Origin of the sequence: Cyanobium sp. Cruz CV13-4-11 (assembly GCF_024346055.1) — a bacterium.
Lineage (GTDB): Bacteria > Cyanobacteriota > Cyanobacteriia > PCC-6307 > Cyanobiaceae > Cyanobium.
This window is the reverse complement of the sequence record NZ_JAGQCH010000022.1, coordinates 1-25,421: the sequence shown is the minus strand read 5'-3', so window position 1 is coordinate 25,421 and position 25,421 is coordinate 1. Positions and strand designations below refer to the sequence as shown.

The window sequence follows — 25,421 nt, the reverse complement described above, 5'->3', positions numbered from 1 at the left end:
TCGGATGGACCCGGGCGATGCGCAGCGACTCCTGTTTCGCACCGGCGCCGCTCACCATCGCCAGCCCATTGCAGGAGAATGGCGTCAGTGATCCCCTTCGCCATGGCACCGGCCTCCGTCCATCGCCTTGGCCATGTGGCCCTCCGGGTGGCCGACATGGAGCGGGCCAAGGCCTTTTATGAGGCCCTCGGACTTCAGCTCACTTGGGATGCCGCCGACTGGGCCTACCTGCAGTCGCCGATGACCGGTGACGGCGTGGCCCTGCTCAGTCCCGACTACCGAGCGGCGGGCCCCCACTTCGCCTTCCATTTCGACACGCGCGCCGATGTGGAAGCCGTGCACGCCCAGCTGGTGGCCAGTGGCCATCCCGTGGGGCCGCTGCACGACCACCGTGACGGCACCGCCTCGTTCTATCTGCAGGATCCGGAGGGAAACTGGCTGGAGGTGCTCTACGAGCCTCCGGCCGGCATCCCCTCCAACGTCGGAGCCGCCGCCATTTCCGCCCCCACCACCTCCCTCCCGCCGGCTGGGTGAGTGCACACCCTGTGAGCGAGATCCTCCAGGAGACGCTGGAGCTGCTGGAGTGGCCCCGACTGGCCGCCCACCTGGCCGGTTTCGCCAGCACCGCCGCCGGTCGGCGCGATTGCGCCCGGCTCGCTCTGCCGGACCACCCGGCCGAGAGCCGCCGCCTGCTGCTGGAAACCACCGAGCTGCTGGCCCTCGATGGCCTTTGCGAGGGGGGCCTCAGCCTGCAGGGGGCCGGTGACATCGCCGCCACGGTGGCCCTCTGTGCCAAGGGCGGCTGTGGGGGCGGCGAGGAGCTCCTGGCGGTGGCCGCCACCCTGGCCACGGCGCGGCGGCTGCGGCGCCAGATCGAAGATCCCGAGCTGCGGCCGATCACCAGTGCCCTGGTGGCCGAGCTGCGCACCCTGCCGGAGCTGGAGCAGCGGCTGCACTTCTGCCTGGAGGAGGGCGGCCGGGTGGCGGATCGGGCCAGTGGGCCGCTGCAGGCGGTGCGGCGCCAGCTGCTGGGCCTGCGCGGCGAGCGTCGGGAGCGGCTGCAGGAGCTGGTGCGCCGCTACGCCTCCCTGCTCCAGGACACGGTGGTGAGCGAGCGCAGCGGCCGGCCGGTGCTGGCGGTCAAGGCCGGTGCCGCCGCCCAGGTGGGCGGCCTGGTGCACGACAGCTCCGCCTCCGGCAGCACGGTGTACGTGGAGCCCCAGGCGGTGATCCCCCTGGGCAACCGCATCCGTGACGCCGAGGGCCAGGAAAGGGAGCTGGAGCGCCAGGTGCGCAGCGAACTCAGCGCCCTGGTGGGCGAGCAGGCCGAACCTCTTGACCACCTCCAGCAGGTGCTGGTGCGCCTCGATGCCGGCCTGGCCCGGGCCCGCTACGGCCAGTGGCTGGGAGCCGTGCGGCCCGAGCTGGCCGAGACGGCCGACGCCCCGTTCGAGCTGCGGGACCTGCGCCACCCTCTGCTGCTCTGGCAGGAGCGGCGCGAGGGCGGCCGGCCCGTGGTGCCCGTGAGCATCAGCGTGGGCCCCGAGCTGCGGGTGGTGGCGATCACCGGCCCCAACACCGGCGGCAAGACCGTGACCCTCAAGAGCCTCGGCCTGGCGGCCCTGATGGCCCGCGCCGGCCTGTTCCTGCCCTGCGGCGGCACGCCGCGCCTGCCCTGGTGCGGTCAGGTGCTGGCCGACATCGGCGACGAGCAGTCGCTGCAGCAGAACCTCTCCACCTTCAGCGGCCACATCCGCCGCATCGCCCGCATCCTGGCGGCCCTGCCGGAGGGGGCGGCCCTGCCGGAGGGGGCCGCCCAGCCGCAGGGGCCGGCGGCCCTGGTGCTCCTCGATGAGGTGGGGGCCGGCACCGATCCCACCGAAGGCAGTGCCCTGGCCGCCGCCCTGCTGCGCCACCTCGCCGAACGGGCCCGCCTCACGATCGCCACCACCCACTTCGGCGAGCTCAAGGCGCTCAAGTACGCCGATCCCCGCTTCGAGAACGCCTCGGTGGCCTTCGATGGGGAAACGCTTTCGCCCACCTACCGGCTGCAGTGGGGCATCCCCGGCCGCAGCAACGCCCTGGCGATCGCCTCCCGGCTGGGCCTCGATCCCGCGGTGCTGGCGGCGGCCGCCGCCCAGCTGGAGCCAGGCGGCGAGGGTGATGTGAATCGGGTGATCGAGGGGCTGGAGCAGGAGCGCCAGCGCCAGCAGGAGGCGGCTGAGGCCGCGGCGGTGCTGCTGGCCCGCACCGAGCTGCTGCACGAGGAATTGCTGCAGCGCTGGTCGCAGCAGAAGGAGCAGTCGGCGGAACTGCAGGAGCAACGCCGCCAGCGGCTGGAGCTGTCGATCCGCGAGGGGCAGGGGGAGGTGCGGCGCCTGATCCGGCGGCTGCGCACGGTGGGTCAGGAGGTGCGCGTCGGCGGACGGGTGGCGGGGGAAACGGCCCGCCAGGCCGGCCAGCGGTTGCGGCACCTTGAGCAGCAGCACAGGCCCCTGCCGGAGCAGCGCGAGCATGGAGGCTGGCGGCCCCGGGTGGGTGATCGCATCCGGCTGCTGGCCCTGGGCAAGGCCGCCGAGGTGCTGGCGATCTCCGACGACGGCCGCGAGCTCACCGTCCGCTGCGGCGTGCTGCGGCTCACGGTGGCGCTGGCCGCCATCGAAGGGCTGCACGGCGAGAAGCCGGCCCCCCCCGAGCCGCCGCCCCAGGTGCGGATCCGCAGCCGCCGGTCCCCGGGCAGCCGGGGTCCCGAGGTGCGCACCGAGCGCAACACGGTGGACGTGCGCGGCCTGCGCGTGCACGAGGCCGAGGCGGCGGTGGAGGAGCGCCTGCGGGGTGCCAACGGGCCGGTGTGGGTGATCCACGGCATCGGCACCGGCAAGCTCAAGCGGGGCCTGCGCGAGTGGCTCTCCGGCCTGGCCTGGGTGGAGCGGGTCAGCGATGCCGAGCAGGGCGACGGCGGCGCGGGTTGCAGCGTGGTGTGGGTGAAGTGAAGTGGGCAACGAGTGGGGTGGTCAGCGCTGCCAGAGCCAGCGGCTGTCGCTGTCGCTGTCGCTGGTGCTGGGGTTCGCACGCCTCGGCATCGATCAACAACAGATCCAGGTCGCTGCCCATGCCGGTGTCGCCGCGGCCGTAGCTGCCGAAAACGCCCACCCTCTTCAGGCCTGGGTGCTACACCGCCATCCGTTCGGCCCAGCCGGCAACCTGGTGAAGCACATGCTCCGGCTCATGCCAGCGCAGTAGTAATTGCGTCAACGATCGAACGGGCATGGCGCTGGGCGTCGTCGCTTTGAAGCCGGCCGATGTGATCCCTCGGGGCTCCATTGAGAAGGCTATCGGGGTAACGGGTGGGGATGTAGAGCGCCGCCAGATCGAGATCGGAGTGCGCCTGATGCAGCCAGTCGGCGGAGCGGTTCATCGGCTGTAATGGCAGGCTGCCGGCTCTGGGGGATGGCCCAGCAGGAGCGCAGATCGGCCGGTTCGGATGCCGCTGGTTCGGTCGACTGGTTGGAGCGGGCTCGGCGAGATCTGGCGTCTGCTGGATGATTTGTATATCCCGACCTGGTTAATGAATGCGGATCCGGCCGGCCTCCCTGGCGAGCATTCCGGCAAATCGCAGAGGGAGCAAACCCTTCACCATGCCGGAGTGATCACCACCGGCCACCTGCTGGCTGGGGACGGTGAACACAAAAAAGCCCTGCCAGAGGCAGGGCTGAAGGGCATTGCAGGTTTGGATTACAGCTGCTCGGCGGCCACTGAATCGGTGCCCACTGGACTTTTGGCCAGCTTGATGCGGCGCCTCAGGCGGCGGCTGAAGCCGAAGCCAGCGGCGATGCCGAAGATGGGAAGCGGACCAGGGACTGGAGTAGGCGCTGAGAAATTGCTGATCGTGGCGATGCCAGGGCCAGCTGTATCATCAAAAGAAAAAGCCCTGAAACCAAATGTATCTCCGACCAGGACATTGAATTGACCTAAGCCAGAGCTGCCATCAGTAGCGGCAAGTAGAGTGAAGGCGCCGTTTAACAAGTAACCGAAGCCATCGTATCCAGGTGTATCAATTGAAGAATATACCCAGTTGAAGCTGACCGGGCCAGAGGCAAAGGCTGTTGTGGTGTAATCGGTGTTAATGCTCGGGCCAAAGTCGAAGCCGACTCTTTGGTTGCTGCCAGTAAGGGTAATTAATAGAACCCGGTGCTCTCGTGGTATCTACCGATCCATTGCCTCCATTGGCGGCCAGGGTCCAGTTGGCTGGGGCATAGACGCCCGCAAAATCCTGCTGAAGCTGCACGGCCTGGGCGGGTGAAGCCAGGGTCGCAGCGCTGGCGATGCCGAGGGCAATAGAGCTCAGAGACCTTGCTTTAGGAGGAACTGCAAGAGAAAGCATAGCTGTTTGCAAGCTACAATAACCCCCCCTTAGTTTACTCTTTCGGGCTTGGTTTTGAACCCTCTGCTGGGGGGGATGACAGTTTCTCAATTGGCGCGAGTGTAGGTGTCGGTCGGGCCCGAGGCGTGGCCTGTGGGTGGACCAATCAAGTCTGTCAGGATGGCCTCACCTCACCACTTGCGTGCCGCCCCCGCCACCGGGCTGTGGGACCCATCGATGCCATGACCAGTGCTCGCAAGCAGGCAAGCTCCTCAGGCAAGCGAAGGGCTGGTGGCCCGCCCGCCCGCTCCGGCTTCGGGGCCACGCCGTCCAATCCCCAGGCCCTGCTCGCAGAGGCTGAGCGGCTGGCCTCTGCCCATGCCCTGCTGGAGGCCCAAGAGCGTCTGGATTACATCGAGCGAGCCCTGGGGCGCACGCCGCGGTTTCGTTTGATCCAGGGCTATGTGTGATTTCAGCTCGGGCAGCTCGATCGGGCCCTGGCGCTGCTTCAGCCGCTGACGGAGCGGCAGGACGGCATCGCCCCGGTGGCCTGCAGCTTCCTGGCCGATGCCTGCCATCACGCCGGAGACGATCCGGCGCTCGGCCAGCTCCTGCAAGGCCACCCGGGTTGGGCGGCAACACCGGAGGGGCGGCTGTTCGCCGCCAGGCTCTCCTCCGCCACCGACCCGGAAGCGGCCGTGGCAGCCCTGCTGCCCCTGGCGGAGGGTCGCTTTCCCGGCCAGCTGCGGCGGATGGCCGGATTTGACGCCGTGAAACTGCTCGACCAGCTCGGTCGCTACCGCGAGGCCTGGTCGCTGGCGCAGCAGGTGCAGCGTGCCACGGCCCCTCATTTTGATCCGCAGTGCTTTCTGGCCCCGCTGCAGGAGCAGCTGGAGGCGCTGCGCTGCGCCGATCTCCAACCGTTCTCGCCGCCCGCCCCGCCTGCCGCTGCTGCGGGGGAGCCCGAGGTGGCCTTCGTGCTGGGCCTGCCGCGCTCAGGCACCACGCTCTTGGAGCAGATGCTCGATGGCCACCCATCCGTGTGTGGCCTCGGCGAATTTCAGGGACTCACCCTGCTCTCCCGGGAGCTGGGGGAGCAGGGCATCGGTGCCGCCCAGCTCGCTGGCCTCAGCGGCCAGCGCCGTTCCGCCCTGGGCAGGATCTACCGCCAGCCTGCCCAGCGCCTCGCCGATGGGCACGCCTCCTGGATTGTGGACAAGTCGCTGATCAGCTGGATGTGGCTGCCCGCCATCGCCCAGGTGCTGCCCGGATCGGTGGTGCTGCACCTGCGCCGGGAGCCCCGCGACCTGGCCCTCAGTCTCAGCATGGCGGCGATCCGCCCCACCGGCGTCCTGGGCTGGGTGAGCAGCCTCGATCAGATCCGGGCTGTGCTGAGCATTCATCTGCAATTGACCAGCCTGGCCATCGAGCGGCTCCAGCTCAACCATCGCGTCATCCGGTATGAGTCGCTGGTGGCGCAGCCGGAAGCCAGCCTGCGCGGCTGCCTCGATGCCATGCACATGCCTATGCATGAGGGCGTGCTGCACCCCGAACGCAACCCGCGCATCCCGATCACCCTCAGCCACAGCCAGGCCCGCGAGCCGATCTACAGCACGTCCGTGGGTCGCTGGCGCCAGTACGACTGGCTGTTCGGCGAGGAGTGGGAGCAGTTGGCGAGCCTGGCCTGCAGCTGAAATTCAGCCCAGAACAGCCAGCCGTGCCTCCAGGGCGCTGCGCAACTGGCGGATGAGGGCCAGGAGCTGCTCCCGGCTCGCGGGGAGTGGCGTGTCTTCTGGCGAGTAGCGGGCCTTGACGGCAAACTCCTGCAGGTCCAGAAGCTCCTCCGGCAGCCTGGCCCCGGCCAGGAGCTGCAGGCGGGCCAGGTCATGGCTGAGGGGCGGCTGCTGATCGGCCAACACGATCAGCCCTTTGAGCAGATTCTCCACGCACTGCTGGGCGAGAAACCCCCAGTTCTCCTGCGCGAAGCCCGGATCCAGGCTGGCTGCCAACGACTGCTCGTGCCGCAGGGCCAGACGCAGAATGGCGCGAGCGTCCTCCTCAGGCGGCATCATCCTCAGAGGGTATCGGACTCAGTTGGCATCGAGTGGCATCCCTTCGCGGTGGATGTGGCCGAGCACATGCCAGCGGGAGCCAGCCCATTTGCTGGTGGTGGCAGCATCGTTGATCAGCAGGTCGAGATCCACCGGCAGCAGGGGCAGCATCAGGTTGCGGACCCGGCTGCGTAGCCGCCTTTCCCGTTCCGGGGTGAGGTTGCCCGCCACGATCAGGAGCAGGTCGAGGTCTGAATCCCTTCGCGCGTTGCCACGGGCGCGGGAGCCAAACAAAACCATTCTCTCAACCTCTGGGTCCTGGCCTAGCTGCGCCAGTGCTGCGCCGATCTCAGCGGCCTCCAGCCCCGGACCGAGCGGGCACCGTTGCTTGTGGGTGGGGGAAAAGGTTGCCACCCATTCAGGTTAGGCGGGGTAACTGCGGCAGCGTCAGCTCCGGCGGCGCGGCCTCAGGCCTGGATGGGGGCAAGGCATCGCCAGCCCGATCGAACAGGCGCCAGCCGCGGGGATCAATATCCAGGTGCAGGCTGGTCCCCGGCGGCAGAATTTTCTCAGGGCTGACCCGCACCTGCACCAGGTGACCACCCTCTTCCAGTCGGCAGGTGAGCAGTTGTTCGTTGCCCAGGGCTTCGCCATGGCTCACCTCGGCCCGCAGGTTGCGGTTGGTGGAGGGAGCTAGCTGGAAGTGCTCCGGCCGCAGCCCGCCGGTGAGTTCCTGCCCGGCCCGCGCCGCCAGCACTTCGGCAAGGGGACCCTCAACCGCCAGCTTGCGGCTGCCTAACTGCACTTGCCCCGCGCCGATCACCGTCACCGGCAGCAGATTCATCGCCGGGCTGCCGATGAACTGGGCCACAAACAGATTGGCGGGCCACTGGTACAGCTGCATGGGCGTCCCCAGCTGCTGCAGCCGGCCCTCGTTGAGCACGGCGATGCGGTGGCCCATGGTCATGGCCTCCACCTGGTCGTGGGTGACGTAGAGGGTGGTGGTGCCCAGGCGCCGCTGCAGCTCCACGATCTGGGTGCGGGTGCCGGTGCGCAGCTTGGCGTCGAGGTTGCTGAGCGGTTCATCCATCAGGAACACCGCCGGCGCTCGGGCGATGGCCCGGCCCAGGGCCACCCGTTGCTTCTGGCCCCCGGAGAGCTCCTTGGGCCGGCGTTCCAGCAGCGGCTCCAGCTCCAGGGTGGCGGCCACCTCGTCGATGCGCGCTTCGATGCGGCGCTCCCGCTCGGAATCGATCCGCAGGGCCGCCGGCAGGCCGCGGCTGGCCCGGTGCAGGCTGTCCTGCAGCTGCTGGCTCAGGCTGCGGTGGCGGCTGCGCCGCAGGCCGAAGCCGATGTTGTCGGCCACGCTCAGGTGCGGGTAGAGGGCGTAGCTCTGGAACACCATCGCCACATCCCGCTGGGCGGGCCGCAGCCGGCTCACGGGCCGCTCGCCCACGTAGATCTCGCCGGAGGTGGTGGCCTCCAGGCCCGCCAGCAACCGTAACAATGTGCTCTTGCCGCAGCCCGAGGGGCCCACCAGCACCAGGAATTCACCGTCCTCGATCTGCAGGTCGAGCTCGCGCAGCACCTCCACCGGGCTGCCGCCGCGACGGGGCGGGTAGGTCTTGCCGACCTTCTGGAAGCGGACCGCGGCCAAACAAGCGCTGCAACCGGGGGATCCTAGGGTTGTTCCTCATCCGAGCCCCGGCCGAAAACCTTCCTTGCAGTTCATCGATCAGGCCCGCATCGCCGTGCGCGCCGGCCGCGGCGGCGACGGCATCGTGGCCTTCCGTCGTGAGAAATACGTCCCCGCCGGTGGGCCATCCGGGGGCGATGGGGGTCGCGGTGGCGACGTGCTCCTCGTGGCCGATTCCAATCTCCAGACCCTGCTGGATTTCAAGTACCGACGCCTGTTCGCCGCCGATGACGGCCGTCGCGGTGGCCCGAACCGCTCCTCCGGGGCCAGTGCCCCCACCCTCACCATCCGGGTGCCCTGCGGCACGGAGGTGCGCGACTGCCGCACCGGCATCCTGCTGGGGGATCTCACCCATGCCGGTGAGGAGCTGCTGGTGGCGGCCGGCGGCCGCGGTGGGTTGGGCAACGCCCACTACCTCAGCAACCGCAACCGGGCCCCGGAAAAGTTCACCGAGGGCAAGGAGGGCGAGGAGTGGAAGCTGCAGCTGGAGCTCAAGCTGCTGGCTGAGGTGGGGATCATCGGCCTGCCCAATGCCGGCAAGAGCACCCTGATCGCCGTGCTCTCCGCCGCCCGGCCCAAGATCGCCGACTACCCCTTCACCACCCTGGTGCCCAACCTGGGGGTGGTGCGACGGCCGAGCGGGGACGGCACCGTCTTCGCCGACATCCCAGGCCTGATCGCCGGGGCGGCCCGCGGGGCCGGCCTGGGCCACGAATTCCTGCGCCACATCGAGCGCACCCGCCTGCTGCTGCATCTGGTGGATGCGGGCGGCGACGACGTGCTCAGGGATCTGCTGGTGGTCGAGGAGGAGCTCGCCGCCTACGGCAACGGGCTCAGCGAACGCCCCCGCCTGGTGGTGCTCAACAAGATGGAGCTGTGTGATGCGGAGGAACTGGAGGAACGGGTGCTGGCCATCGCCACCCACACCGGCCAGCCCCCCCTTGTCATCTCCGCCGCCGCCTCCCAGGGGCTCGATACCCTGCTGGCCGCCGTCTGGCAGCAGCTGGGCATCGCCTGAGCTGGTCAGGGGATCAGTCGTCGTAGACGCGGCACTCGGGCGCTTCGGGGTTGAGGTCGCAGTACACCTCGAGGGGGCTGGGGTCGTGGCTGTCCTCGGGGTGGTGCTCCTTGTACTCATTGAGGGCCTTGAGCTCCTCCTCGAGATGGCGCACCTTGCCGAGATTGCCGTCGGCCTTGGCCGATTCAATCTCGACCTTGTCCTTCTCGATGTGGTCGTCGATCGTCTTCATGCAAAAACCGGCCTTCACGAGCCGGAACTCACCGCAGCCACCATACGGGCGGGGCAGGATCGCCGCCTTTTCCTGTGGGGTCCCGCACACCCATCGCCCCGGCAGCGGCGCTCAGGCGGCCAGTTCGCTCAGCACCAGCCAGCGCTCCTCCGCCGCGTCGATCCGCTCCACCAGGGCCGCCAGCTCGTGGGTCAGCTCCTCCAGGCGGGCGTAATCCGGGCCACTGGGAGCCGCCAGGTGCTGCTCCAGCTCGCGGCGTTGCTGTTCGAGCTGGGGCAGCTCGGTTTCCAGGCGCTCCAGCTCCCGGGCCTCCTTGAAGCTGCGCCGCCGGGGGCCGTCCGCCGGCACCTTGGCGGATGGGGCTGGGCGCTTGGCGGTTTCCGGGGCGGCGGCGGCAGGACCAGGGGCGGTGGCCGGCGACTCTGCCCGTCGCTCCAGCCAGCTGCTGTAGTTGCCCTCGAAGCGCTCCAGCCGGCCGTCCTCGAAGTGGAACAGGCGGTCGACGGTGCGATCCAGGAACCAGCGGTCGTGGGAGACCACCACCACACAGCCGCGGAAATCGTCGAGGAACTCCTCCAGCACGCTCAGGGTGTGGACATCGAGGTCGTTGGTGGGTTCATCCAGCAGCAGCACGTTGGGGGCCTCGATCAGCAGCCGGCAGAGGTGCAGCCGCCGCCGCTCGCCCCCCGAAAGCTTCGCCACCGGCTGGTGCTGCTGGGCGGGGGGGAACAGGAACCTCTCCAGCAGCTGGGAGGCCGTCAGCTCCACCCCGTCCACCTGCACCCGGCTGGCGGCCTCCTGCACCACCTCGATCACCTTGCGCTTGCCGTCCTTGGCCAGCAGCACGTCGCTGTGCTGGTCGAAGTAGGCCAGCTTCACCGTGGCCCCCAGCTCCAGCAGGCCGTCGCTGGGGGGACGCCGTCCGGAAATCACCTCCAGCAGGCTGGATTTGCCGACTCCATTGGGCCCGATGATCCCCACCCGGTCCTCGGGACTGAAGTCGTAGCTGAAGTCCCGCAGCAGGGTGCGCTCACCCACGGCCACCGCCAGCCCCTCAGCGGTGATCGCCCGCTTGCCGATGCGCCGGGCGGTGGCGGCCATCGCCAGGCTGGTGCGTCCCTGGCGGGCGGGGGCCTCCAGCAGGGCATCGATGCGTTGCAGCCGGGCCTTCTGTTTGGTGCTGCGGGCCTTGGGGCCCTGGCGCAACCAGGCCAGTTCCCGCCGCAGGGTCCCCTTGAGCTTGGCGGCGGTGGAGGCCTCGGCCTCCTCTTCAGCCGCCTTCAGGCCCAGGTAGGTGCCGTAATTGCCTTCGTAGGGCCGGGCCTCGCCCCGCTCCACCGCCACGATCCGGCGGGTGACCCGATCCAGCAGGTAGCGGTCGTGGGTGACGAGCACCAGGGCGCCGGCGAAGCGATCCAGGTAGCTCTGCAGCCACTCCACCCCCTCGGCGTCGAGGTGGTTGGTGGGTTCGTCCAGCAGCAGCACCTCCGGCTCGGCCACCAGGGCCGCCGCCAGGGCGACGCGGCGCCGGTTGCCGCCGGACAGCTCGCCGATCGTCCGCTCCTGGTGGGCCGCGTCGATGCCCAGGCGCTCCAGCACCTCCCGGCAGCGGCGCTCCAGATCCCAGGCCTGGCAGCCGTCCATGCGGTGCTGCAGGGCGCTGAGGCGGGCCAGGAGCTGGTCGTCCTCTGGATGGAGGGCCAGCTGGTGGCTCACGCCGGCGTACGCCCGCAGCAGGGCCATGGCTTCCCCGTCACCGGCGAACGCCTGCTCCAGAACGGTCAGGGAGGGATCCAGCCGGGGCTCCTGGTCGAGCAGCACAACCCGGGTGCGGGCGTGGCAGCGCCGCTCGCCCCGATCGAGCGGTTCGAGGCCCGCCAGCACCCGCAGCAGGGTGCTCTTGCCGGCGCCGTTGGGGCCGATCAGCCCCAGCCGGTCCCGCTCGCCCACGTGCAGGTCGAGGTCGGCGAACAGGCTGCGCAGGCCGAAGTCCTTGGCCGCCCCCACCAGGCTGATCGCGCTCATGGGGTGTCGCCGCCCAGGCCCAGGCGCTGCTGCTCCAGGTGGGCGAAGACGCTCTTGTCGCCCACATCCGCCGCCGCCGGCATGGGGAACTTGCGCAGGCAGAGCACCAGCAGCAGCAGGGCTTCGGCGGCCAGCAGGCTGGCGGTGGTGGCGGGGCTGAGCAGTCCGGCCAGGCGCCCGAGTAGGGCCAGGGGCAGCAGCAGGGTGACGCCGATCGCCTCGGGGCGCTGGAAGCAGAAGAACTCCTTGAAGCCGATGCCGGCCAGGGCAGCGAAGAAGGGCCCCACCGCCAGGATCCACAGGGGCTGCTGGGCCAGGGCGGGGAGCATCTGGCCCGGTCCGGCCCGCAGGGCCAGCAGCACCCCGCCCAGGCAACCGGCCAGCCAGAACAGCTGCAGGGCCCGGTGCAGGGGACGCAGGTAGATGTGGATCCAGCGCAGGGCCAGGCCCAGCCCGGCCGCCATCACCAGCAACCAGGGCCAGAGCAGGCCTGGGCCCAGCTGGCGCCACTGGGCCAGCAGGGCCAGCTGGCCCAGGGCGACGGCCGTGAGCGCCAGTCGGTAGCCCAGCACCTCGCGGCGGTCGGTGGCGGTGATCGTGAAGTGGCCATACACCCCTTCAAAGACGGGGTCGGCGCCATCCGGGGTGGCCAGGGTGCTGTTCATCGGGTGGGAGCGCCGGGGGCGGCCGGGGGCGGGCTGCCTACCAGTGTGGCCAGGTCCGGTCCCGCCGGGACGATGCCGGAGGGATGCAGGGGGAAGAGGGCCCCGAAGTAGTCGCTGCGCCAGGCGTCCGGGAAGCAGGTGGCCGCCACCCCCGCCAGGCCATGGAAGCGGCGCCGCCAGTCCCACAGCCGCGGCAGTTGCCAGAGGGGACGGCGGCTGCAGCCGAACAGCGGCGCGTAGACCAGCTCCATCCGGATCAGGGTGGGGAACAGCACCACGTCCGCCAGGCTGGGCTGGGTTCCGCCGCAGAGCCAGCCGCTGCCGGCCTCCCCCTGGGCCACGAGGCTGGCCTCGACGGCCTCCAGAGCGGCGAACAGGGCCGTTTCCGCTTCGTTGTAGGCCGCCTGGTTGCGGGCGAAGCCGCAGCGGTACACCCCGTCGTTCACGTCACCCTGCAGCCGCTCCCGCCAGGCGGCGATCGCCGCAAGATCGTCCGGCGGGGCCAGGTCCGGTGCCGCGGCCGCCGCGGGCCAGGCGTTGAGCAGCTCGATCAGGCGGGCACTCTCGCTGACCAGGATCTGTCCCCGGCTGCGGGAATAGAGCGCCGGCACCGTGGCCCGGGCCCGGGGATCGGCGCCGCAGCGGCGGTAGAGGTCGAGCAGGGTCTGGCAGCCCTCGAAGGGCGCCGCGAAGCGCCAGCGGCCGGCGGCCGGATCGGGCACCACCACCACCGTCTCGACCGTGGGGGCCAGACCCCGCAGGGTCCAGGTGAGCCAGGCCCGGTGGGCCCAGGGGCAGCTGCGGCCCACGATCAGCACGTGGCCGCCCGGGTCGGCGGCGTCCTGCGGCAGTGGCGGCAGGTTGGTGAAGGCTCCCGCTGGGCGGCGGTAGCGGCCCTGGCCGTCGGCGGGTCCGAGCCCACCCATCAGCAGGCGCCACTGGCACTGCCAGAGCTGCCGGGCGGTGCGGACCAGGGTGGCGGGCGGGGCCATGGGAATCAGCGCAGTCCAGCCCTGACTCTGCGCCAGGCTGGAGCCCGTGAGCGAGCAGGCGATGGCGGCGGGCAGGGTGATGGTGGTGGGGGGCACCCACGGCAACGAGCGCAACGCGCCCTGGCTGCTGAAGACCTGGCGACGGCAGCCGGCGCTGCTGCGCAGCAGTGGCCTCGGCCTGGAGCTGGTGCTGGGCAACCCCGCGGCCCATGCCGCCGGGGTCCGCTACCTGGATCGGGACCTCAACCGCAGTTTCGTGCCAGCCTTGCTGGACGCCCTCGGGCCGGGGGACCGGGAACTGCGGCGGGCGCGGGAGCTGCTGGCTCTCCACGGCCCCGACGGCAGCGCCCCCTGCCTGGTGGCCCTCGACCTGCACAGCACCACCGCCGCCATGGGCAGCAGCCTGGTGGTCTATGGCCGGCGGCCGGCCGATCTGGCGCTGGCGTCGGGCCTGCAGCGGCGCCTGGGCCTGCCGATCTACCTGCATGAGCAGGACCGGGCCCAGACCGGCTATCTGGTGGAGTGCTGGCCCTGCGGGCTGGTGGTGGAGGTGGGTCCGGTGCCCCAGGGTGTGATCCAGGCGCCGATCTGTCTCCAGAGCCAGCTGGCCCTGGAGGCGGCCCTGGAGGTGCTGGCGGAGGCCCGCTCCGGAGCCCTGCGCCAGCCGGAGCGGCTGGTGGTGCACCGGCACCTGGGCAGCCTCGATCTGCCGCGCCATGACGACGGCTCCCCGGCGGCGGTGGTGCACCCGCAACGCCAGGGACGCGACTGGCAGCCGATCGGCGCCGGCGATCCCCTGTTCCTCACGGCGGAGGGCCTCACGATCCCTTTTCACCCCCAGGCCGATCAGGGGGATGGGCCGGTCTGGGCCGTGTTCATCAACGAGGCGGCCTACGGCGAGAAGGGCATCGCCCTCAGCCTCACCCGCCGGGAGTCGTGGCCGGTGGAGCCGGGCTGGGGCCAGGCCCTGGGCGACCTGGCCCGGGAGCTTCAGAGCCCAGGCTGAGCCTGGGGCTGGCCGGCGGGCGCCGGCTGGGAACGGGGCGGGCCGTTGTAAGCGACGCTCACGACGCTGCGACCATCCGGGGCGACCAGGATCTCGCTCTCAACGGTCGGCGGCAGGCCGAGCTGGACCCAGCCGGGGACGCCGCCGTAGAAGCGGAACAGGAAGCCGTCGGCATCGGCGCGCACCAGGCAGCTGCCACCGCTGCGCTCGTACATGCAGGCGGCGGGCCGATAGACACCGAGGCCGCCGTTGATCACCTCGGCCCGCATCCGGGCCAGGTTCGCGGCGCGGCCCCGCTGGAAGGCCTGCTCCTGGGTCATCTGGGCCCGGGCCGGGGAGGCCCCCGCCAAGGGGACGGCCAGCAGCAGGGCAAGGGCGCCCAGCAGGGGCCGGAGTCGGGGGGAAGCCATGGTCATCCGCAAACGAGGGTGGTCTGTTCCTTGGTGCAGGGGAGGTCGGTCTTGGTGCCGTCGGCCCAGTAGATGCGCAGCCGGTCGTCTTCGGTGTCGGTGCGCAGGGTCAGCGACTTGACCACGCCGGCCGGGGGCTTGCCGGCCGGGTCGGCGGTGTCCGGGCGCGTGTCGGCCTTGTTCAGTCGCTGCTCCAGCTGCTGAATCTTCAGCTCGAGCTGGTCGATGCGGCGGCTCTCGGCATTGGGCGAGCCCTGGCAACCCGCCACCAGCAGCGGCAGGAGCAGCAGGGCGGGCAACGGCCCGCGCAGGCGCTGGCCGGCGGTACGCGGTGGCTGGGGAGGAAGCGACGAACGCGAGACCATCGGCGGCAGGGCGGGATGACCGGAGCACCTCACCTCCTAGCAGCGGCCGGGGGGGCAGGCCAGGCGGGAAGCCCATCGTTTCTTCATGAACGCCGCCGCAAAAACCGCAATGGTCTGTTACATTGCACGGAGGCGATCCGTCGCCCTTCCTTACGCCCACGGCCAGCGCGCTCGCGCTTCCGCCCGACGGCACACTTCTCTGCACTCATGACCGCCACTCTCCAGCAGCGCTCCGGCGCTTCAGTGTGGAACCAGTTCTGTGAGTGGGTCACCTCCACCAACAACCGTCTTTATGTCGGTTGGTTCGGTGTGCTGATGATCCCCACCCTGCTGGCTGCCACCATCTGCTTCATCGTCGCTTTCATCGCGGCGCCCCCCGTCGACATCGACGGCATCCGTGAGCCCGTCGCCGGCTCCCTGATGTACGGCAACAACATCATCTCCGGCGCCGTTGTTCCTTCCAGCAACGCCATCGGCCTGCACTTCTACCCCATCTGGGAAGCCGCCAGCCTCGACGAGTGGCTGTACAACGGTGGCCCCTACCAGCTGGTGGTCTTCCACTTCCTGATCGGCGTCTTCGCCTACATGGGCCGCGAGTGGGAACTCTCCTACCGCCTGGGCATGCGCCCCTGGATCTGCGTCGCCTACTCCGCTCCCGTGGCGGCCGCCAGCGCCGTGTTCCTGATCTACCCCTTTGGCCAGGGTTCTTTCTCCGACGGCATGCCCCTCGGCATCAGCGGCACCTTCAACTACATGCTGGTGTTCCAGGCTGAGCACAACATCCTGATGCACCCCTTCCACATGCTGGGTGTGGCGGGTGTGTTCGGCGGCTCCCTGTTCTCCGCCATGCACGGTTCGCTGGTGACCTCCTCCCTGGTGCGTGAAACCACCGAGAGCGAGTCCCAGAACTACGGCTACAAGTTCGGCCAAGAGGAAGAGACCTACAACATCGTGGCTGCCCACGGTTACTTCGGTCGCCTGATCTTCCAATACGCCTCGTTCAACAACAGCCGCAGCCTCCACTTCTTCCTGGCGGCCTGGCCGGTGGTCGGCATCTGGTTCACCGCCCTGGGCGTGAGCACGATGGCCTTCAACCTGAACGGCTTCAACTTCAACCAGTCCATCCTGGATGGCCAGGGCCGGGTGATCAACACCTGGGCTGACGTGCTCAACCGTGCCGGCCTCGGCATGGAAGTGATGCACGAGCGCAATGCGCACAACTTCCCGCTCGACCTGGCGGCCGCCAGCGCCACTCCTGTGGCCCTGACCGCCCCGGCCATCGGCTGATCCGGTTCACCGATTCACTGAGTCCCCTGCCTAGGCAGGGGGCTTTTTTTATGGCGACCTCCCCCTGATTAGGGTGGCCTCCTGTTCAGGCCCTTGAGATGCGCATTGCCGTGTCTGGATCCCACGCTCTGGGCAAGTCGACCGTGGTGAGCGACTGAATCGCCAGGCACGGGGACTATGTGCGATCGGGCACCGGTGGATTATCTTGCCTATTCCCAATACACGGCAAATCAACGCTCAACGGATATTGATGATGCGTTCGTTCAGTCGATGGTTCCAGCCGTAAGAGAGGCTCTGGATCGTCTGGATATTCTGGCTTTTGTGCACCAATCCGACAGCTGGCCGGTTGGGATGGAAGATGATGGTATTCGCCCGGTGGATCATCCTTACCGCGATGAGGTGGATAGCATTTTCAAGCAGATTTATCGTGAACATCGTTTCGACATTCTGCCGCAAGTGAATCAACCACTGCTGATTGAACTGGTGGGTCCGCCAGACGACCGGCTGCTGCAGTTGTCCCGTGCCGTTGAGCAACGTGCAGGTCTGTCGTCCTGAGCCCAGCCAGCCCTGTGGCCGTCAAAGCGTATCTGGGCCGATCATTGGTTGATCAGGAGATCAGCCTGAGTCATCCTTCAGGATCTCGACGGTGACGATGTCGTCCTCCTGGATGTCAAGAGTCCCCTGACGTACCACACAGGCGCCTTTGTCGCTGACGTCGCGAAGGTTGACGAACACCGAACTCTGCGTGGTCAGGGTCAGGTTGACGGAGACACCCGCAGGGACTTGGAGTCGTTGGGTGTTGCGTTGGCCCTCGAGATGCGGATCTTGGGACATGACTGGCGCGACAGCCATCGCAGCGGGGCGACCCTTGGTCATGGCGAGATTTTAGGTCTGCTACTTGTCCAGTCCACCTCCCGCGTTCGGCGCGTTTCTGATCGGGATCGCGCCGGCGCCGCGCGGACATCCGCTATGGTGGTTTCATTCGGCAGAAGCCGGCGAACCTGTCGTTCGCCTTCGCCGGAACCAGCACCGAGCCGCCCCGCGCTTCCTGGGGACGGTCCACCAGGTCCAGCAATGACTGCCGTGTGTGATTCTCCGCGAGGGAACGGCAGCCTCCCGGTGCGAGATCCATATCCGCTTGTTTCCATTCCCATGAACACCGTTTCCAGGCGTCCGTCGCCTTCCGCCCACCCACGTTCCTACCCCGCCGTTTCCGGCCGTGGCACTGCCTATCCCAGCTGCCTGTTGGTGGACAGGCCCCTGCTGCTCCACGATCAGTCGCCGTATCCCCTCACCTGGGAGGACCTGCTGGGCCGCCGCTGACGCTGAGGCCGACCCCACCAGATGTCCCGAAGAGACTGGTGTCAGCTGAGAAAAAATCCTCAGGCGCTGGAGTCTCCCAGGTCGCTTGCGCTTCTTGCCGCCAGGTTCGCTTCCGGGTCAGGCAGGACAGCGACCATGGCGGCTGGATCCCGTTAAGGCTGAGACCGCCAAAGACACCCTGGCAGCCGTGGATGAAGGGTGATGGGAGGTTCCAGTGCTCACTGGCTGCGGATGCGCCGCATTTGGAGAGCCCAAGCCATGGTCGGCAATGGTCCTCCGTTCAAGTGATGAAAGGGTAAGGCCACACGCAGGCTTCTCGTCCGGTACGTGTTGCCGAAGTGATTGTCTCAATGGCAGGGATCAATTCGTTGAGCACTTGCAAGCTTCGCGCAACGTCAGATGACTTCAGCTGAACAGCTTGAGCAGCGCCTTCGGCGTCAGGGTCGTGCTGATGAAGGACAGACCTACGTAGGTGTTGAAGCCCGTTTTCCTGACCCAGCGTACGCTGGAGGCGATGCTGATCGCGGCACCGGAATCATAATTGCGAGCTTCAAAAATAACTGAGTCGTCTTCCTCGACTTCCAGCTTTCCCTGGCGCACCACGCAGGCACCCGTCTTGCTGATGTCGCGGAGTGTGACGAACAGCGATTGCTTGGAGGGCAGGATCAAGCTGACGGAAATTCCGATCGGAACAAGGTGGCGTGGCGTCCCTCGTCTCCCATCTGGATGTGAATCTTGAGACATTGAAACGTCCGCCTCCCTCTCTCGCCGTTGATCGGAGCACTCCGTTGGGCGCATCTTGGTGTGTCCTCATCTCTTTGGCCATGGCTGATGGGCTGCATCCGCTCGAAGTCCTGCTCAGGGGTCTGAAAGCAGATGGGATCGGGTAAGGGGAATTCATCTGGCAGAAGCTGGCGAACCTGTTGTTCGCCTTCGGCGTAACCAGCACCGAGCCCCCCAGCGGCTTGCTGGTGGCCAGGCCTTCGCGCCGCGTCCCGTCCCAGCACCCCCCCACCTGGGAGGACTTGCTCGGTCGTCGCTGACGTCGTCCCCTTTCCAGACCAGAAGACAGCCCGTCGCGGCCTTCTCGCGACGGGCAGGCGTCAGCCGGAGTGGCGGAATCGTCGGCGTTCAGTCATCGATGTCCCAACCGCAGGTCGATCGGTTGGAGGGAGGGTTGCCTCTATGCCGTACACCCTGAGGGACGACTCGGACTGGGCCGGGGCGTAGACGATGCCAGCCCCACAGACCACCACCAGGGCGGCATGGAGCAGGCGGGAGGAACGGCTGATCATGGTGGAAGCTCCGTTGCCCACCAAGCCAAACGCGCCCGGATGACTCACCCCTGACTGGACTGGGGGCCATCTGTGACCGGACATGTCAGCTCCGTGCCGGTGGCGTGGATCCTGGCGAGGGCATCGGCGGCGCGCACCACCAGGGTGTGCCGCTCCACCAGGGCGTCCAGGTGGTCGTAGCCACCGCCGATGACCGTGGCCACCGGGATCCGGCAACGCAGGGCGGCGTCGATCACCATCCAGTCCCGCCGGTGGAGGCCGTCATCGCTCAGGTCCAGCCGGCCGAGGCGGTCGTCCCGGTGTGGATCGACGCCGGCGTTGTAGAGCACCAGGTCGGGCCGGACCCGATCCAGCAGATCCGGTAAGGCGTGCTGCAGGGCCCGCAGGTAGGTGTCATCGCCAACGCCGTCCTCGAGGGCCAGGTCGCGATCGCTCACCTGTTTGTGCAGGGGAAAATTGCTGGCCCCATGCATGGAGAAGGTGAACACCCGGGGGTCGCCTGTGAAGATCGCGGCCGTGCCGTCCCCCTGGTGCACGTCCAGATCCACCACCAGCACCTGCCGTACCCGGCCCTCGGCCAGCAGCACCCGGGCCGCCACTGCCAGGTCGTTGAAAATGCAGAAGCCACTGCCATGCAGCGGGAAGGCGTGGTGGGTGCCGCCCGCCAGATGGCAGGCCAGGCCGTGGCGCAGGGCCAGCCGGGCCGTCAGCAGCGTGCCCCCCACCGCCGTCCAGCTGCGCCGCACCAGGGGCCAGGACACGGGCAGGCCGATGCGGCGCAGCTCCTGCCGGCTGAGCCGACCGCGGGCAAAGGCCTCGTGGTAGCTGCGGCCATGCACCAGCTCCAGCCAGCGGCGCGGCACCGGCAGGGGCTGGTGGATCTGCCCGGGGCGGGCCAGCTCCAGCTGCTCGAGCCGCTCCTTCAGCAGCCGGAACTTCTGCATCGGGAAGCGATGGCCGTCGGGCAGGGGGACCGAATAGGCCGGGTGATACACCAGTGGCGGCCCCATCAGTCCGCCGCCAGGGGCTCCAGCAGGCCGTAGGAGGAGTAGCGGCGCTCGATCCTGCAGCGGACGTCGGCATCAACCTGCCAGCTGAGCGCCACCTGCACCGGCCCCGGCTGGCCGGGGGAGTGAACGATCACCACCTCGACGTTGCCGTCCAGGCTCCAGCGGGTGGCGGTGGCACCGTCCGTCTTGCTGGCCTGCAGGCTGGCGACCAGCGGCGTGTCGGGGCCCGCCTCTGCCAGGCCCGGCCGCCACTCTCTGGCATAGGTGAGGCTCTCCACGCTGTCCACGCCATGGCGCAGCACGATCCGGCGGCGGCGGTCGCCGTGGACGACGCAGAGCTCGGCGATCCAGGGCCAGGGACCGGTGCGATCGATGCCCAGGCTCCAGTGGCCGGCGTCGCCGATCTGCATGGCCGCCGGGGGTTCGCTGAAGCGCATCGGCACGGTGCGACCAGAGGCGAGGTAGGTGAGGGCGGCCTCGATGGTGCCATCCCGGTCGGTGACCTCCAGGCGCGTGGCGAACCGTTCGATCTCGCGGCCGTCGGGGCCCAGGCGGGCGAACAGGCCCTCCCAGCAGCCGCCGTTCACCTCCAGCAACCTCTGGCGGGGCGAGGTGCTCAACGTCATGGCAGGCAGAGGAACGGTCTCCAGCATGGCGAAACCATCCCGGCCAGCGAGGCTGCTCAGCCGGCGGCCAAGGGTTGGGGTTGCTGCCTCGGGGGCGTCGGCAGACGGGAGCTCACCAGAGCGGCCAGCCCCACCAGCAGGGCCGAGCTCCACAGGCAGGCCTGCAGGCCGCCCACCAGGAACAGGGCGCCCGAGAGGACCGTGCCCAGCAGCCTGCCGCCGGCGTTGGCCATGTAATAAAAGCCGACGTTCATGCTCACCGACTCGGCATCGGTGTAGGCCAGGATCATATAGCTGTGGATCGAGGAATTCATGGCGAACACCACCCCGAAGGCCGCCAGTCCCACCACCACCGCCACACCTGGATGGCCCACCTCGCGCCAGAGGGCAATGGCGATCAGGGCCGGAATGGCGGTGAGCAGCCCGCTCCAGAACGTCACGGCGGAGACGCCCGGCGGAGCACTCTGGCCCCAGCGGCGCCGCAGGGCCGGGGCCGACCCCTGCACGAGGCCGTAGCCGATCACCCACAACCCCATGAAGCCGCCCACCTCCCAGTAGCGCCAGCCGAGGGTGGTCTGCAGGAACACCGGCAGGGCCACCACGAACCACACATCCCGGGCACCGAAGAGGAAGAACCGGGCCAGGGAGATCCCATTGATGCCGGGGGACTTGGAGAACAGGGCCGTGAAGGCGGGCTTCTGCTTCATCCTGCCGATCTCCCCAGGCAGCACCAGGGTGCCCAGGAAGGCCAGGAACAGGCCGGCCGCCATCGCGCCGACGGCGGCGTTGAAGCCGATCGTGGCCAGCAGCAGGCCGCCGAGGAAGAAGCCCACCCCCTTGAGGGCGTTCTTGGAGCCGGTGAGGATTGCCACCCACTGGAACAGCTGGTTCTCGCCCTTGCTGTGGTCGTCGGGGGTTTCCGGAACCACGGACTTGATGGCGCTCTTGGCGCTCATCTTGTTGAGATCCTTGGCGATGCCACTGAGGGCCTGGGCCACCATCACATAGGCCACGCTCCACCATTTCGGCCAGCTGTCGGCAACGGGCACCAGCATCAGCAGGGCCGCCACCTGCATCAGGGTGCCGGCCCAGAGGGTGAGGCGCAGGCCGAAACGGGCCCCCAGCCAGCCGCCATAGAGGTTGGTGAGGATGCCGAAGAATTCGTAGAAGAGAAACAGAAAGGCGATCTCCAGGGTGCTGTAGCCCAGCCCACGGAAGTGGAACACCACCAGCATGCGCAGGGCGCCGTCGGTGAGGGTGAAGCACCAGTAGCTGGCCGTGACGATGGCGTACTGCTGCAGGGGCGTCAGCAGCCGGCCGGAGAGGGGCGGAAGCATCGGCCCCTCACTCCGCTCCGGCGGCGTCCAGGCCGACCACATGGCAGGCCAGATCCGCCATCCGGCAGCTGTAGCCCCATTCGTTGTCGTACCAGGCGTACACCTTCAGCTGGGTGCCGTTGATCACCATCGTCGAGAGGGCATCGACGATCGAACTGCGGCTGTCGTTGACGTAGTCGACCGACACCAGGGGCCGCTCCTCGTAGCCCAGGATGCCCAGCAGGGGACCGGCCGCCGCCGCCGCGAAGGCGCCGTTCACCTCCTCCACCGTGACGGTGCGCTCCAGCTCGAACACCGCATCGGTGAGCGAGGCATTGAGCAGGGGCACCCGCACGGCGTGGCCGTTGAGCTTGCCCTGCAGCTCGGGAAAGATCAGGCCGATGGCCTTGGCCGAGCCGGTGGTGGTGGGGATCAGGCTCTGGCTGCAGGAGCGGGCCCGGCGCAGATCGCTCTTGAAGCTGTCGATCACCACCTGGGTGTTGGTGATGTTGTGCAGGGTGGTGATCGAGCCGTGGCGGATGCCGAAGCTCTCGTGCACCACCTTCACCACCGGCGCCAGGCAGTTGGTGGTGCAGGAGGCGGCGGTGAGGATCCGGTGCCGTTCCGGCTCGTAGGTGCCGTGGTTGATGCCGAAGACGATGTTGGGGATCGGGGTGCCTTCCAGCTCGCCTTTCACGGGGCAGGCCACGATCACCCGCTTTACGCCGGCTTGCTGCAGATACGGGGCGAGGGTTTCGGGCGTTTTGGACTTGCCGCTGCACTCGAGCACCAGCTCCACCCCCGCCGCCTGCCAGGGCACCCGCGCCGGATCGCTCTGCCGCGACCAACCCACCCGGCTGGCCTCCACCGTGAAGCCCTCGCCGTCGGCCACGGCCGGCCGGCTCCAGCGGCCATGCACCGAGTCGAATTCCAGCAGGTGGGCGGCGGTGGCGGCATCCCCGGCGCTGTCATTAACGTGAACCAGCTCGAGGCCCGGCCGCCCCCAGAGGGCGCGGAACACCAGCCGACCGATCCGCCCGAACCCGTTGATGCCGATCCTCACAGCGCCTGCCACGACTGGCCCCACCCTTGCATCAACCAATGTTGATCGATTTATGGCCGGGTTAAGGACCGCCGCCGCTCCGCCGGCCACCTGCGCCTCGGGCCCCCTGGAGGCCAAGGAGGCGCGCCTGCTGCTGCGGGCCCTGGCCGACCCGATCCGTCTGCAGGTGATCGAGGCCCTCGGCGGCGGCGAGCGCTGCGTCTGCGACCTCACCAGTGAGCTGGCCCTGGCCCAGTCGAAGCTGTCGTTCCACCTCAAGGTGCTCAAGGAGACGGGCCTGCTGGCCGACCGCCAGAGCGGCCGCTGGGTGTATTACCGCCTGCAGCCGGAAGCCCTGGAGCGCCTGCGGGCCTGGCTCGCCGCCCTGGCCACCAGCTGCATCGCCCCGGCCCAGCCCTGCGGCTGAGGGCCCGGGCGGCGTCATGCTGGAGGGCAGCACCGGTTCTCCCCATGCTGCGCTTCCTGCTCAACGTCCTCTGGTTCGTGCTTGGGGGCTTCGTGATGGGCCTGGGCTGGTGGCTGGCCGGCCTCGTGGCGGCGATCACGATCGTGGGGATCCCCTGGGCCCGGGCCTGCTTCGTGATCGGCAATTTCTCCTTCTGGCCGTTCGGTTACGAGGCGGTCAGCCGCCGGGAGCTCACCGGCCGCATGGATTTCGGCACCGGGCCCCTGGGGCTGATCGGCAACGTGATCTGGTTCCTGCTGGCCGGCTGGTGGCTGGCGATCGGCCATCTGACGTCAGCGGTGGCCTGTTTCGTCACGATCGTCGGCATCCCCTTCGGCATCCAGCACATCAAGCTGGCCCTGATCGCCCTGGCCCCGATCGGCCTGCAGGTGGTGCCGGTGCGGCGCTAATCGAGAGCTGGGGCCAGGCCCAGGGTGGCAGCGGCCTGCTGCATCCGCCCGCCGAAGCTGGCCAGGTGAGAGCAGCGGCTGCGCAGGGCCACCGCCAGGTGCAGGGCATCACCGGCCCGCAAGCCGAGAACGGGATCCTGCAGCAGCTCAGCGGCCTGGCGGAAACGGTCCCGGTCGAGGGAGCGCAGTTCCACCCCGCCCTGCAACAGACGTTCGAAATGCTCTCCAGCGGCCCTGCGGGCTTCCGGGCTGAGGCCGTGGTGGCGCTGCTTGAGGCCCAGGGCACTGTGGGTTTCGGTGATCAGCCAGTCACTGCTGATCAGGGAGTCGCGGCACTCCTCCAGCCATTCCAGTGCCCGCGAGCTGAGCGCTTCCGGGGTCAGCAGGGCGACCACGACGCTGGTGTCCAGGTAGATCACGGCTGGGGCGGCCTCACCAGAGCTCCTGGTCCCGGCACGTTTCGATCACCGAAGGGGTGATCGGCATGGTGGCCTGCAGCTGGCGCAGGTCGGAGGCCAGCGCGCGGCGATCCAGCCGCTGCAGAGGCTCCAGGCTCAGACGGCCGTCGGGTCCGACGACGATCTCGATCGGGTCCCCTTCCCGCAGGCCTGCCTGACGCAGGCACTCGGCGGGGATCCGGACTGCCAGGCTGTTGCCCCAGCGGCGGATCGTCTGCTGGACGCGCCGGCCGGTTTCCTCCGCTCGTTGACTGGGCTGGGATGGTGCCAAGGCGTCCATTTCGGCCAGTGCCGGCGTGGTGTAAATACACGATTCTACATGGGTTGGCCGGGCTTCGGCCCCTTAATCCCTACCCGTTCCCGCCAACGCCCCCTGATGGATTCGAACCATCGACCGGCTGCTTAGAAGGCAGCTCATTTGCCCGTAAGAACTCAGTTATTGCAGTCTTTTTCGTAATCACTACGCACCGTTTGGTAAAAACTGGGTAAAAAACGTTCAGGTGGGTCCGGGGCAAAAGGCCAGATGTGGTCTGGGGTTTCCGTTATGGAGTCCGCCAGCGTTCTCAACTGGCTTGCGGCCTCTTTTTGATGTGAAGTAGGCCAGACGGGAGCAAGCGACCGCATGTCTTGAAGGCAGCCGGTCTGTTGCGCCAAAGGCAGCATTGGCGCATTGGTTTCCAAGGGAGCGCTCTGCCCTGCAATGACGATCAGGAGCACTCCCGCTTCGCGCTGGCCTGGCAGCTCAGGGCCGGTACCGACACCAGCCAGCGACCCGGGTTCCTGCTCCTGCCGGGTGGCGCTGCCCGATCCACATTGGGACCAAAAGGTAAATGTTTGCGCAAAACGCCAACAAAGGTTTGTCGCTCGCAAACCTGCGGGACATACAGTTCGGGTTCCCGAACGGCAACCCAGTGCAGAGCCTTCAGCACAAGCTCGATGCCGCCCGGGTGCAGTTCGGCAAGTTCCTGCGCAACTGGCGGCGCAGTAACGACTGGTCGGTGACCACCGCCCAGGATTGGGCCAAGGCATGTCCTGCCCTGATCCCCTGGTCCTTGCGGGTAGCCGGCGGGCAGTGGGGGAACCTGGAGAACGGCAAGGTCCACCAGCCCCAGCCCAGCACCTTCATCCAGCTGGGGGTGCTTAACGAGTGTCTGGCCCTGGATGACCGGGGCCCGATCAAAGACCGGACCCTGCGCGATCGGGTGCAACGAGCCCAACCTGTCCAGCACCCCGACGGCGGCCGCGTCCCTTTGCGTGGTGTAAAACTCGAGGCCCGAATGCCCTGATCAGAGGGTGAACAGGTTGGAATGACGGGCTGTCATTCCGGAGGTGCAGATGTACCTCATCGTTCCACGATGAATTGGA

General features: G+C 68.5%; 33 protein-coding genes. 13 read left to right on the top strand and 20 right to left on the bottom strand.

Annotated elements, in window-relative coordinates:
• Positions 1–102: 102 nt before the first annotated feature.
• Both KBZ12_RS14670 and KBZ12_RS14665 read left to right on the top strand, forming a co-directional pair.
• Positions 103–534 carry a VOC family protein gene (locus KBZ12_RS14670; RefSeq protein ID WP_254958720.1) on the top strand — a complete coding sequence of 144 codons (432 nt, stop codon included), beginning with the start codon at positions 103–105 and terminating at the stop codon, positions 532–534.
• Entirely contained in the window at positions 531–2,993 is a 2,463-nt protein-coding gene (locus tag KBZ12_RS14665; protein ID WP_254958719.1) for an endonuclease MutS2, read from the top strand. Before KBZ12_RS14670 ends, KBZ12_RS14665 begins: the two co-directional genes overlap by 4 nt.
• Here the strand turns inward: KBZ12_RS14665 and KBZ12_RS14660 are convergent.
• Positions 2,935–3,153: a nucleotidyltransferase domain-containing protein gene (locus KBZ12_RS14660; RefSeq protein ID WP_254958718.1), complete on the bottom strand. Its 219-nt coding sequence runs from the start codon at positions 3,151–3,153 to the stop codon at positions 2,935–2,937. The two genes, KBZ12_RS14665 and KBZ12_RS14660, sit on opposite strands and share 59 nt — an antisense overlap.
• Before the next feature lie 73 nt (positions 3,154–3,226).
• A complete protein-coding gene (locus KBZ12_RS14655) occupies positions 3,227–3,418 on the bottom strand; it encodes a hypothetical protein (RefSeq protein WP_254958717.1) in 192 nt (63 codons plus the stop codon).
• 66 nt (positions 3,419–3,484) lie between these two features.
• On the opposite strand from KBZ12_RS14655, the gene KBZ12_RS14650 reads away from it, so the two are divergent.
• The 3 genes from KBZ12_RS14650 to KBZ12_RS14640 all read left to right on the top strand — a co-directional run bounded on the left by KBZ12_RS14650 (position 3,485) and on the right by KBZ12_RS14640 (position 6,057).
• Positions 3,485–3,970, top strand: coding sequence for a hypothetical protein (locus tag KBZ12_RS14650; RefSeq protein ID WP_254958716.1), 486 nt, complete (start codon positions 3,485–3,487; stop codon positions 3,968–3,970).
• Positions 3,971–4,605: 635 nt separating this feature from the next.
• Positions 4,606–4,833, top strand: coding sequence for a hypothetical protein (locus KBZ12_RS14645; RefSeq protein WP_254958715.1), 228 nt, complete (start codon positions 4,606–4,608; stop codon positions 4,831–4,833).
• 75 nt (positions 4,834–4,908) lie between these two features.
• Complete coding sequence (locus KBZ12_RS14640; protein ID WP_254958714.1) at positions 4,909–6,057, top strand: sulfotransferase; 1,149 nt, start codon at positions 4,909–4,911, stop codon at positions 6,055–6,057.
• Positions 6,058–6,060: 3 nt separating this feature from the next.
• On the opposite strand, the gene KBZ12_RS14635 is transcribed toward KBZ12_RS14640, so the two are convergent.
• The 3 genes from KBZ12_RS14635 to KBZ12_RS14625 are packed head-to-tail and all read right to left on the bottom strand — an operon-like array spanning position 6,061 to position 8,071.
• Positions 6,061–6,435: a HEPN domain-containing protein gene (locus tag KBZ12_RS14635; protein ID WP_254958713.1), complete on the bottom strand. Its 375-nt coding sequence runs from the start codon at positions 6,433–6,435 to the stop codon at positions 6,061–6,063.
• A gap of 18 nt (positions 6,436–6,453) precedes the next feature.
• The gene (locus tag KBZ12_RS14630; protein WP_254958712.1) at positions 6,454–6,828 is read right to left on the bottom strand and encodes a nucleotidyltransferase domain-containing protein; all 375 of its coding nucleotides are present in this window, start codon (positions 6,826–6,828) and stop codon (positions 6,454–6,456) included.
• A 4-nt stretch (positions 6,829–6,832) separates the two neighbouring features.
• On the bottom strand, positions 6,833–8,071 hold the full coding sequence (locus KBZ12_RS14625) for an ATP-binding cassette domain-containing protein (protein ID WP_315859328.1): 1,239 nt from the start codon (positions 8,069–8,071) through the stop codon (positions 6,833–6,835).
• A 64-nt stretch (positions 8,072–8,135) separates the two neighbouring features.
• Here KBZ12_RS14625 and cgtA point away from each other — a divergent pair, with 64 nt between their 5' ends.
• The gene (gene cgtA, locus KBZ12_RS14620; RefSeq protein WP_254958711.1) at positions 8,136–9,128 is read left to right on the top strand and encodes an Obg family GTPase CgtA; all 993 of its coding nucleotides are present in this window, start codon (positions 8,136–8,138) and stop codon (positions 9,126–9,128) included.
• A 13-nt stretch (positions 9,129–9,141) separates the two neighbouring features.
• Here cgtA and KBZ12_RS14615 read toward each other — a convergent pair whose 3' ends face one another.
• The 4 genes from KBZ12_RS14615 to KBZ12_RS14600 form a co-directional block, all read right to left on the bottom strand.
• Positions 9,142–9,360, bottom strand: a complete 219-nt coding sequence (locus KBZ12_RS14615) for a Calvin cycle protein CP12 (protein WP_094586564.1) — start codon at positions 9,358–9,360, stop codon at positions 9,142–9,144.
• A 111-nt stretch (positions 9,361–9,471) separates the two neighbouring features.
• Complete coding sequence (locus KBZ12_RS14610) at positions 9,472–11,385, bottom strand: ABC-F family ATP-binding cassette domain-containing protein (RefSeq protein WP_254958710.1); 1,914 nt, start codon at positions 11,383–11,385, stop codon at positions 9,472–9,474.
• Positions 11,382–12,050 (bottom strand): DUF2301 domain-containing membrane protein, encoded by a 669-nt coding sequence (locus KBZ12_RS14605; protein WP_254958709.1) that lies wholly within the window; start codon positions 12,048–12,050, stop codon positions 11,382–11,384. The genes KBZ12_RS14610 and KBZ12_RS14605 overlap by 4 nt, the downstream gene beginning before the upstream one ends.
• Complete coding sequence (locus KBZ12_RS14600) at positions 12,047–13,042, bottom strand: glutathione S-transferase C-terminal domain-containing protein (RefSeq protein ID WP_254958708.1); 996 nt, start codon at positions 13,040–13,042, stop codon at positions 12,047–12,049. Before KBZ12_RS14600 ends, KBZ12_RS14605 begins: the two co-directional genes overlap by 4 nt.
• A 61-nt stretch (positions 13,043–13,103) precedes the next feature.
• On the opposite strand from KBZ12_RS14600, the gene KBZ12_RS14595 reads away from it, so the two are divergent.
• On the top strand, positions 13,104–14,048 hold the full coding sequence (locus KBZ12_RS14595) for an aspartoacylase (RefSeq protein WP_254958750.1): 945 nt from the start codon (positions 13,104–13,106) through the stop codon (positions 14,046–14,048).
• Here the strand turns inward: KBZ12_RS14595 and KBZ12_RS14590 are convergent.
• On the bottom strand, positions 14,033–14,458 hold the full coding sequence (locus tag KBZ12_RS14590; protein ID WP_254958707.1) for a hypothetical protein: 426 nt from the start codon (positions 14,456–14,458) through the stop codon (positions 14,033–14,035). The two genes, KBZ12_RS14595 and KBZ12_RS14590, sit on opposite strands and share 16 nt — an antisense overlap.
• Positions 14,459–14,460: 2 nt before the next feature.
• The gene (locus KBZ12_RS14585; RefSeq protein WP_254958706.1) at positions 14,461–14,823 is read right to left on the bottom strand and encodes a hypothetical protein; all 363 of its coding nucleotides are present in this window, start codon (positions 14,821–14,823) and stop codon (positions 14,461–14,463) included.
• Positions 14,824–15,030: 207 nt separating this feature from the next.
• Here KBZ12_RS14585 and psbA point away from each other — a divergent pair, with 207 nt between their 5' ends.
• Together psbA and KBZ12_RS14575 are read left to right on the top strand one after the other, a co-directional pair.
• Positions 15,031–16,110, top strand: coding sequence for a photosystem II q(b) protein (psbA, locus tag KBZ12_RS14580; protein ID WP_254958003.1), 1,080 nt, complete (start codon positions 15,031–15,033; stop codon positions 16,108–16,110).
• 177 nt (positions 16,111–16,287) lie between these two features.
• Complete coding sequence (locus KBZ12_RS14575) at positions 16,288–16,665, top strand: ATP-binding protein (RefSeq protein WP_261360071.1); 378 nt, start codon at positions 16,288–16,290, stop codon at positions 16,663–16,665.
• A gap of 60 nt (positions 16,666–16,725) precedes the next feature.
• Here the strand turns inward: KBZ12_RS14575 and KBZ12_RS14570 are convergent, their stop codons facing one another.
• Positions 16,726–16,986, bottom strand: a complete 261-nt coding sequence (locus KBZ12_RS14570; protein WP_254958704.1) for a hypothetical protein — start codon at positions 16,984–16,986, stop codon at positions 16,726–16,728.
• 276 nt (positions 16,987–17,262) lie between these two features.
• Here KBZ12_RS14570 and KBZ12_RS14565 point away from each other — a divergent pair, with 276 nt between their 5' ends.
• Positions 17,263–17,433 carry a hypothetical protein gene (locus KBZ12_RS14565; RefSeq protein ID WP_254958703.1) on the top strand — a complete coding sequence of 57 codons (171 nt, stop codon included), beginning with the start codon at positions 17,263–17,265 and terminating at the stop codon, positions 17,431–17,433.
• A 405-nt stretch (positions 17,434–17,838) separates the two neighbouring features.
• On the opposite strand, the gene KBZ12_RS14560 is transcribed toward KBZ12_RS14565, so the two are convergent.
• From KBZ12_RS14560 to KBZ12_RS14540, 5 genes are all read right to left on the bottom strand, one after another.
• Positions 17,839–18,177: a PilZ domain-containing protein gene (locus KBZ12_RS14560; RefSeq protein WP_254958702.1), complete on the bottom strand. Its 339-nt coding sequence runs from the start codon at positions 18,175–18,177 to the stop codon at positions 17,839–17,841.
• Positions 18,178–18,772: 595 nt separating this feature from the next.
• Complete coding sequence (locus KBZ12_RS14555; RefSeq protein ID WP_254958701.1) at positions 18,773–19,738, bottom strand: histone deacetylase; 966 nt, start codon at positions 19,736–19,738, stop codon at positions 18,773–18,775.
• Positions 19,738–20,364 (bottom strand): DUF3598 family protein, encoded by a 627-nt coding sequence (locus tag KBZ12_RS14550; RefSeq protein ID WP_254958700.1) that lies wholly within the window; start codon positions 20,362–20,364, stop codon positions 19,738–19,740. Before KBZ12_RS14550 ends, KBZ12_RS14555 begins: the two co-directional genes overlap by 1 nt.
• Positions 20,365–20,420: 56 nt before the next feature.
• A complete protein-coding gene (arsJ, locus tag KBZ12_RS14545) occupies positions 20,421–21,701 on the bottom strand; it encodes an organoarsenical effux MFS transporter ArsJ (RefSeq protein WP_254958699.1) in 1,281 nt (426 codons plus the stop codon).
• A gap of 7 nt (positions 21,702–21,708) precedes the next feature.
• Positions 21,709–22,743 (bottom strand): ArsJ-associated glyceraldehyde-3-phosphate dehydrogenase, encoded by a 1,035-nt coding sequence (locus KBZ12_RS14540; protein ID WP_254958749.1) that lies wholly within the window; start codon positions 22,741–22,743, stop codon positions 21,709–21,711.
• A gap of 52 nt (positions 22,744–22,795) precedes the next feature.
• On the opposite strand from KBZ12_RS14540, the gene KBZ12_RS14535 reads away from it, so the two are divergent.
• Both KBZ12_RS14535 and KBZ12_RS14530 read left to right on the top strand, forming a co-directional pair.
• Positions 22,796–23,149: a helix-turn-helix transcriptional regulator gene (locus tag KBZ12_RS14535; protein ID WP_254958698.1), complete on the top strand. Its 354-nt coding sequence runs from the start codon at positions 22,796–22,798 to the stop codon at positions 23,147–23,149.
• A gap of 44 nt (positions 23,150–23,193) precedes the next feature.
• Positions 23,194–23,598, top strand: a complete 405-nt coding sequence (locus KBZ12_RS14530) for a YccF domain-containing protein (RefSeq protein ID WP_254958697.1) — start codon at positions 23,194–23,196, stop codon at positions 23,596–23,598.
• On the opposite strand, the gene KBZ12_RS14525 is transcribed toward KBZ12_RS14530, so the two are convergent.
• The 3 genes from KBZ12_RS14525 to KBZ12_RS14515 all read right to left on the bottom strand — a co-directional run bounded on the left by KBZ12_RS14525 (position 23,595) and on the right by KBZ12_RS14515 (position 24,773).
• Complete coding sequence (locus KBZ12_RS14525) at positions 23,595–24,017, bottom strand: type II toxin-antitoxin system VapC family toxin (RefSeq protein ID WP_254958696.1); 423 nt, start codon at positions 24,015–24,017, stop codon at positions 23,595–23,597. The genes KBZ12_RS14530 and KBZ12_RS14525 overlap by 4 nt on opposite strands.
• Positions 24,018–24,030: 13 nt before the next feature.
• Positions 24,031–24,336, bottom strand: coding sequence for an AbrB/MazE/SpoVT family DNA-binding domain-containing protein (locus tag KBZ12_RS14520; protein WP_396101305.1), 306 nt, complete (start codon positions 24,334–24,336; stop codon positions 24,031–24,033).
• A 152-nt stretch (positions 24,337–24,488) separates the two neighbouring features.
• Positions 24,489–24,773 carry a hypothetical protein gene (locus KBZ12_RS14515; RefSeq protein WP_254958694.1) on the bottom strand — a complete coding sequence of 95 codons (285 nt, stop codon included), beginning with the start codon at positions 24,771–24,773 and terminating at the stop codon, positions 24,489–24,491.
• Between the two features lie 194 nt (positions 24,774–24,967).
• Between KBZ12_RS14515 and KBZ12_RS14510 the strand changes: the two genes are divergently transcribed.
• Positions 24,968–25,342, top strand: coding sequence for a hypothetical protein (locus KBZ12_RS14510; RefSeq protein WP_254958693.1), 375 nt, complete (start codon positions 24,968–24,970; stop codon positions 25,340–25,342).
• Positions 25,343–25,421: the final 79 nt, after the last annotated feature.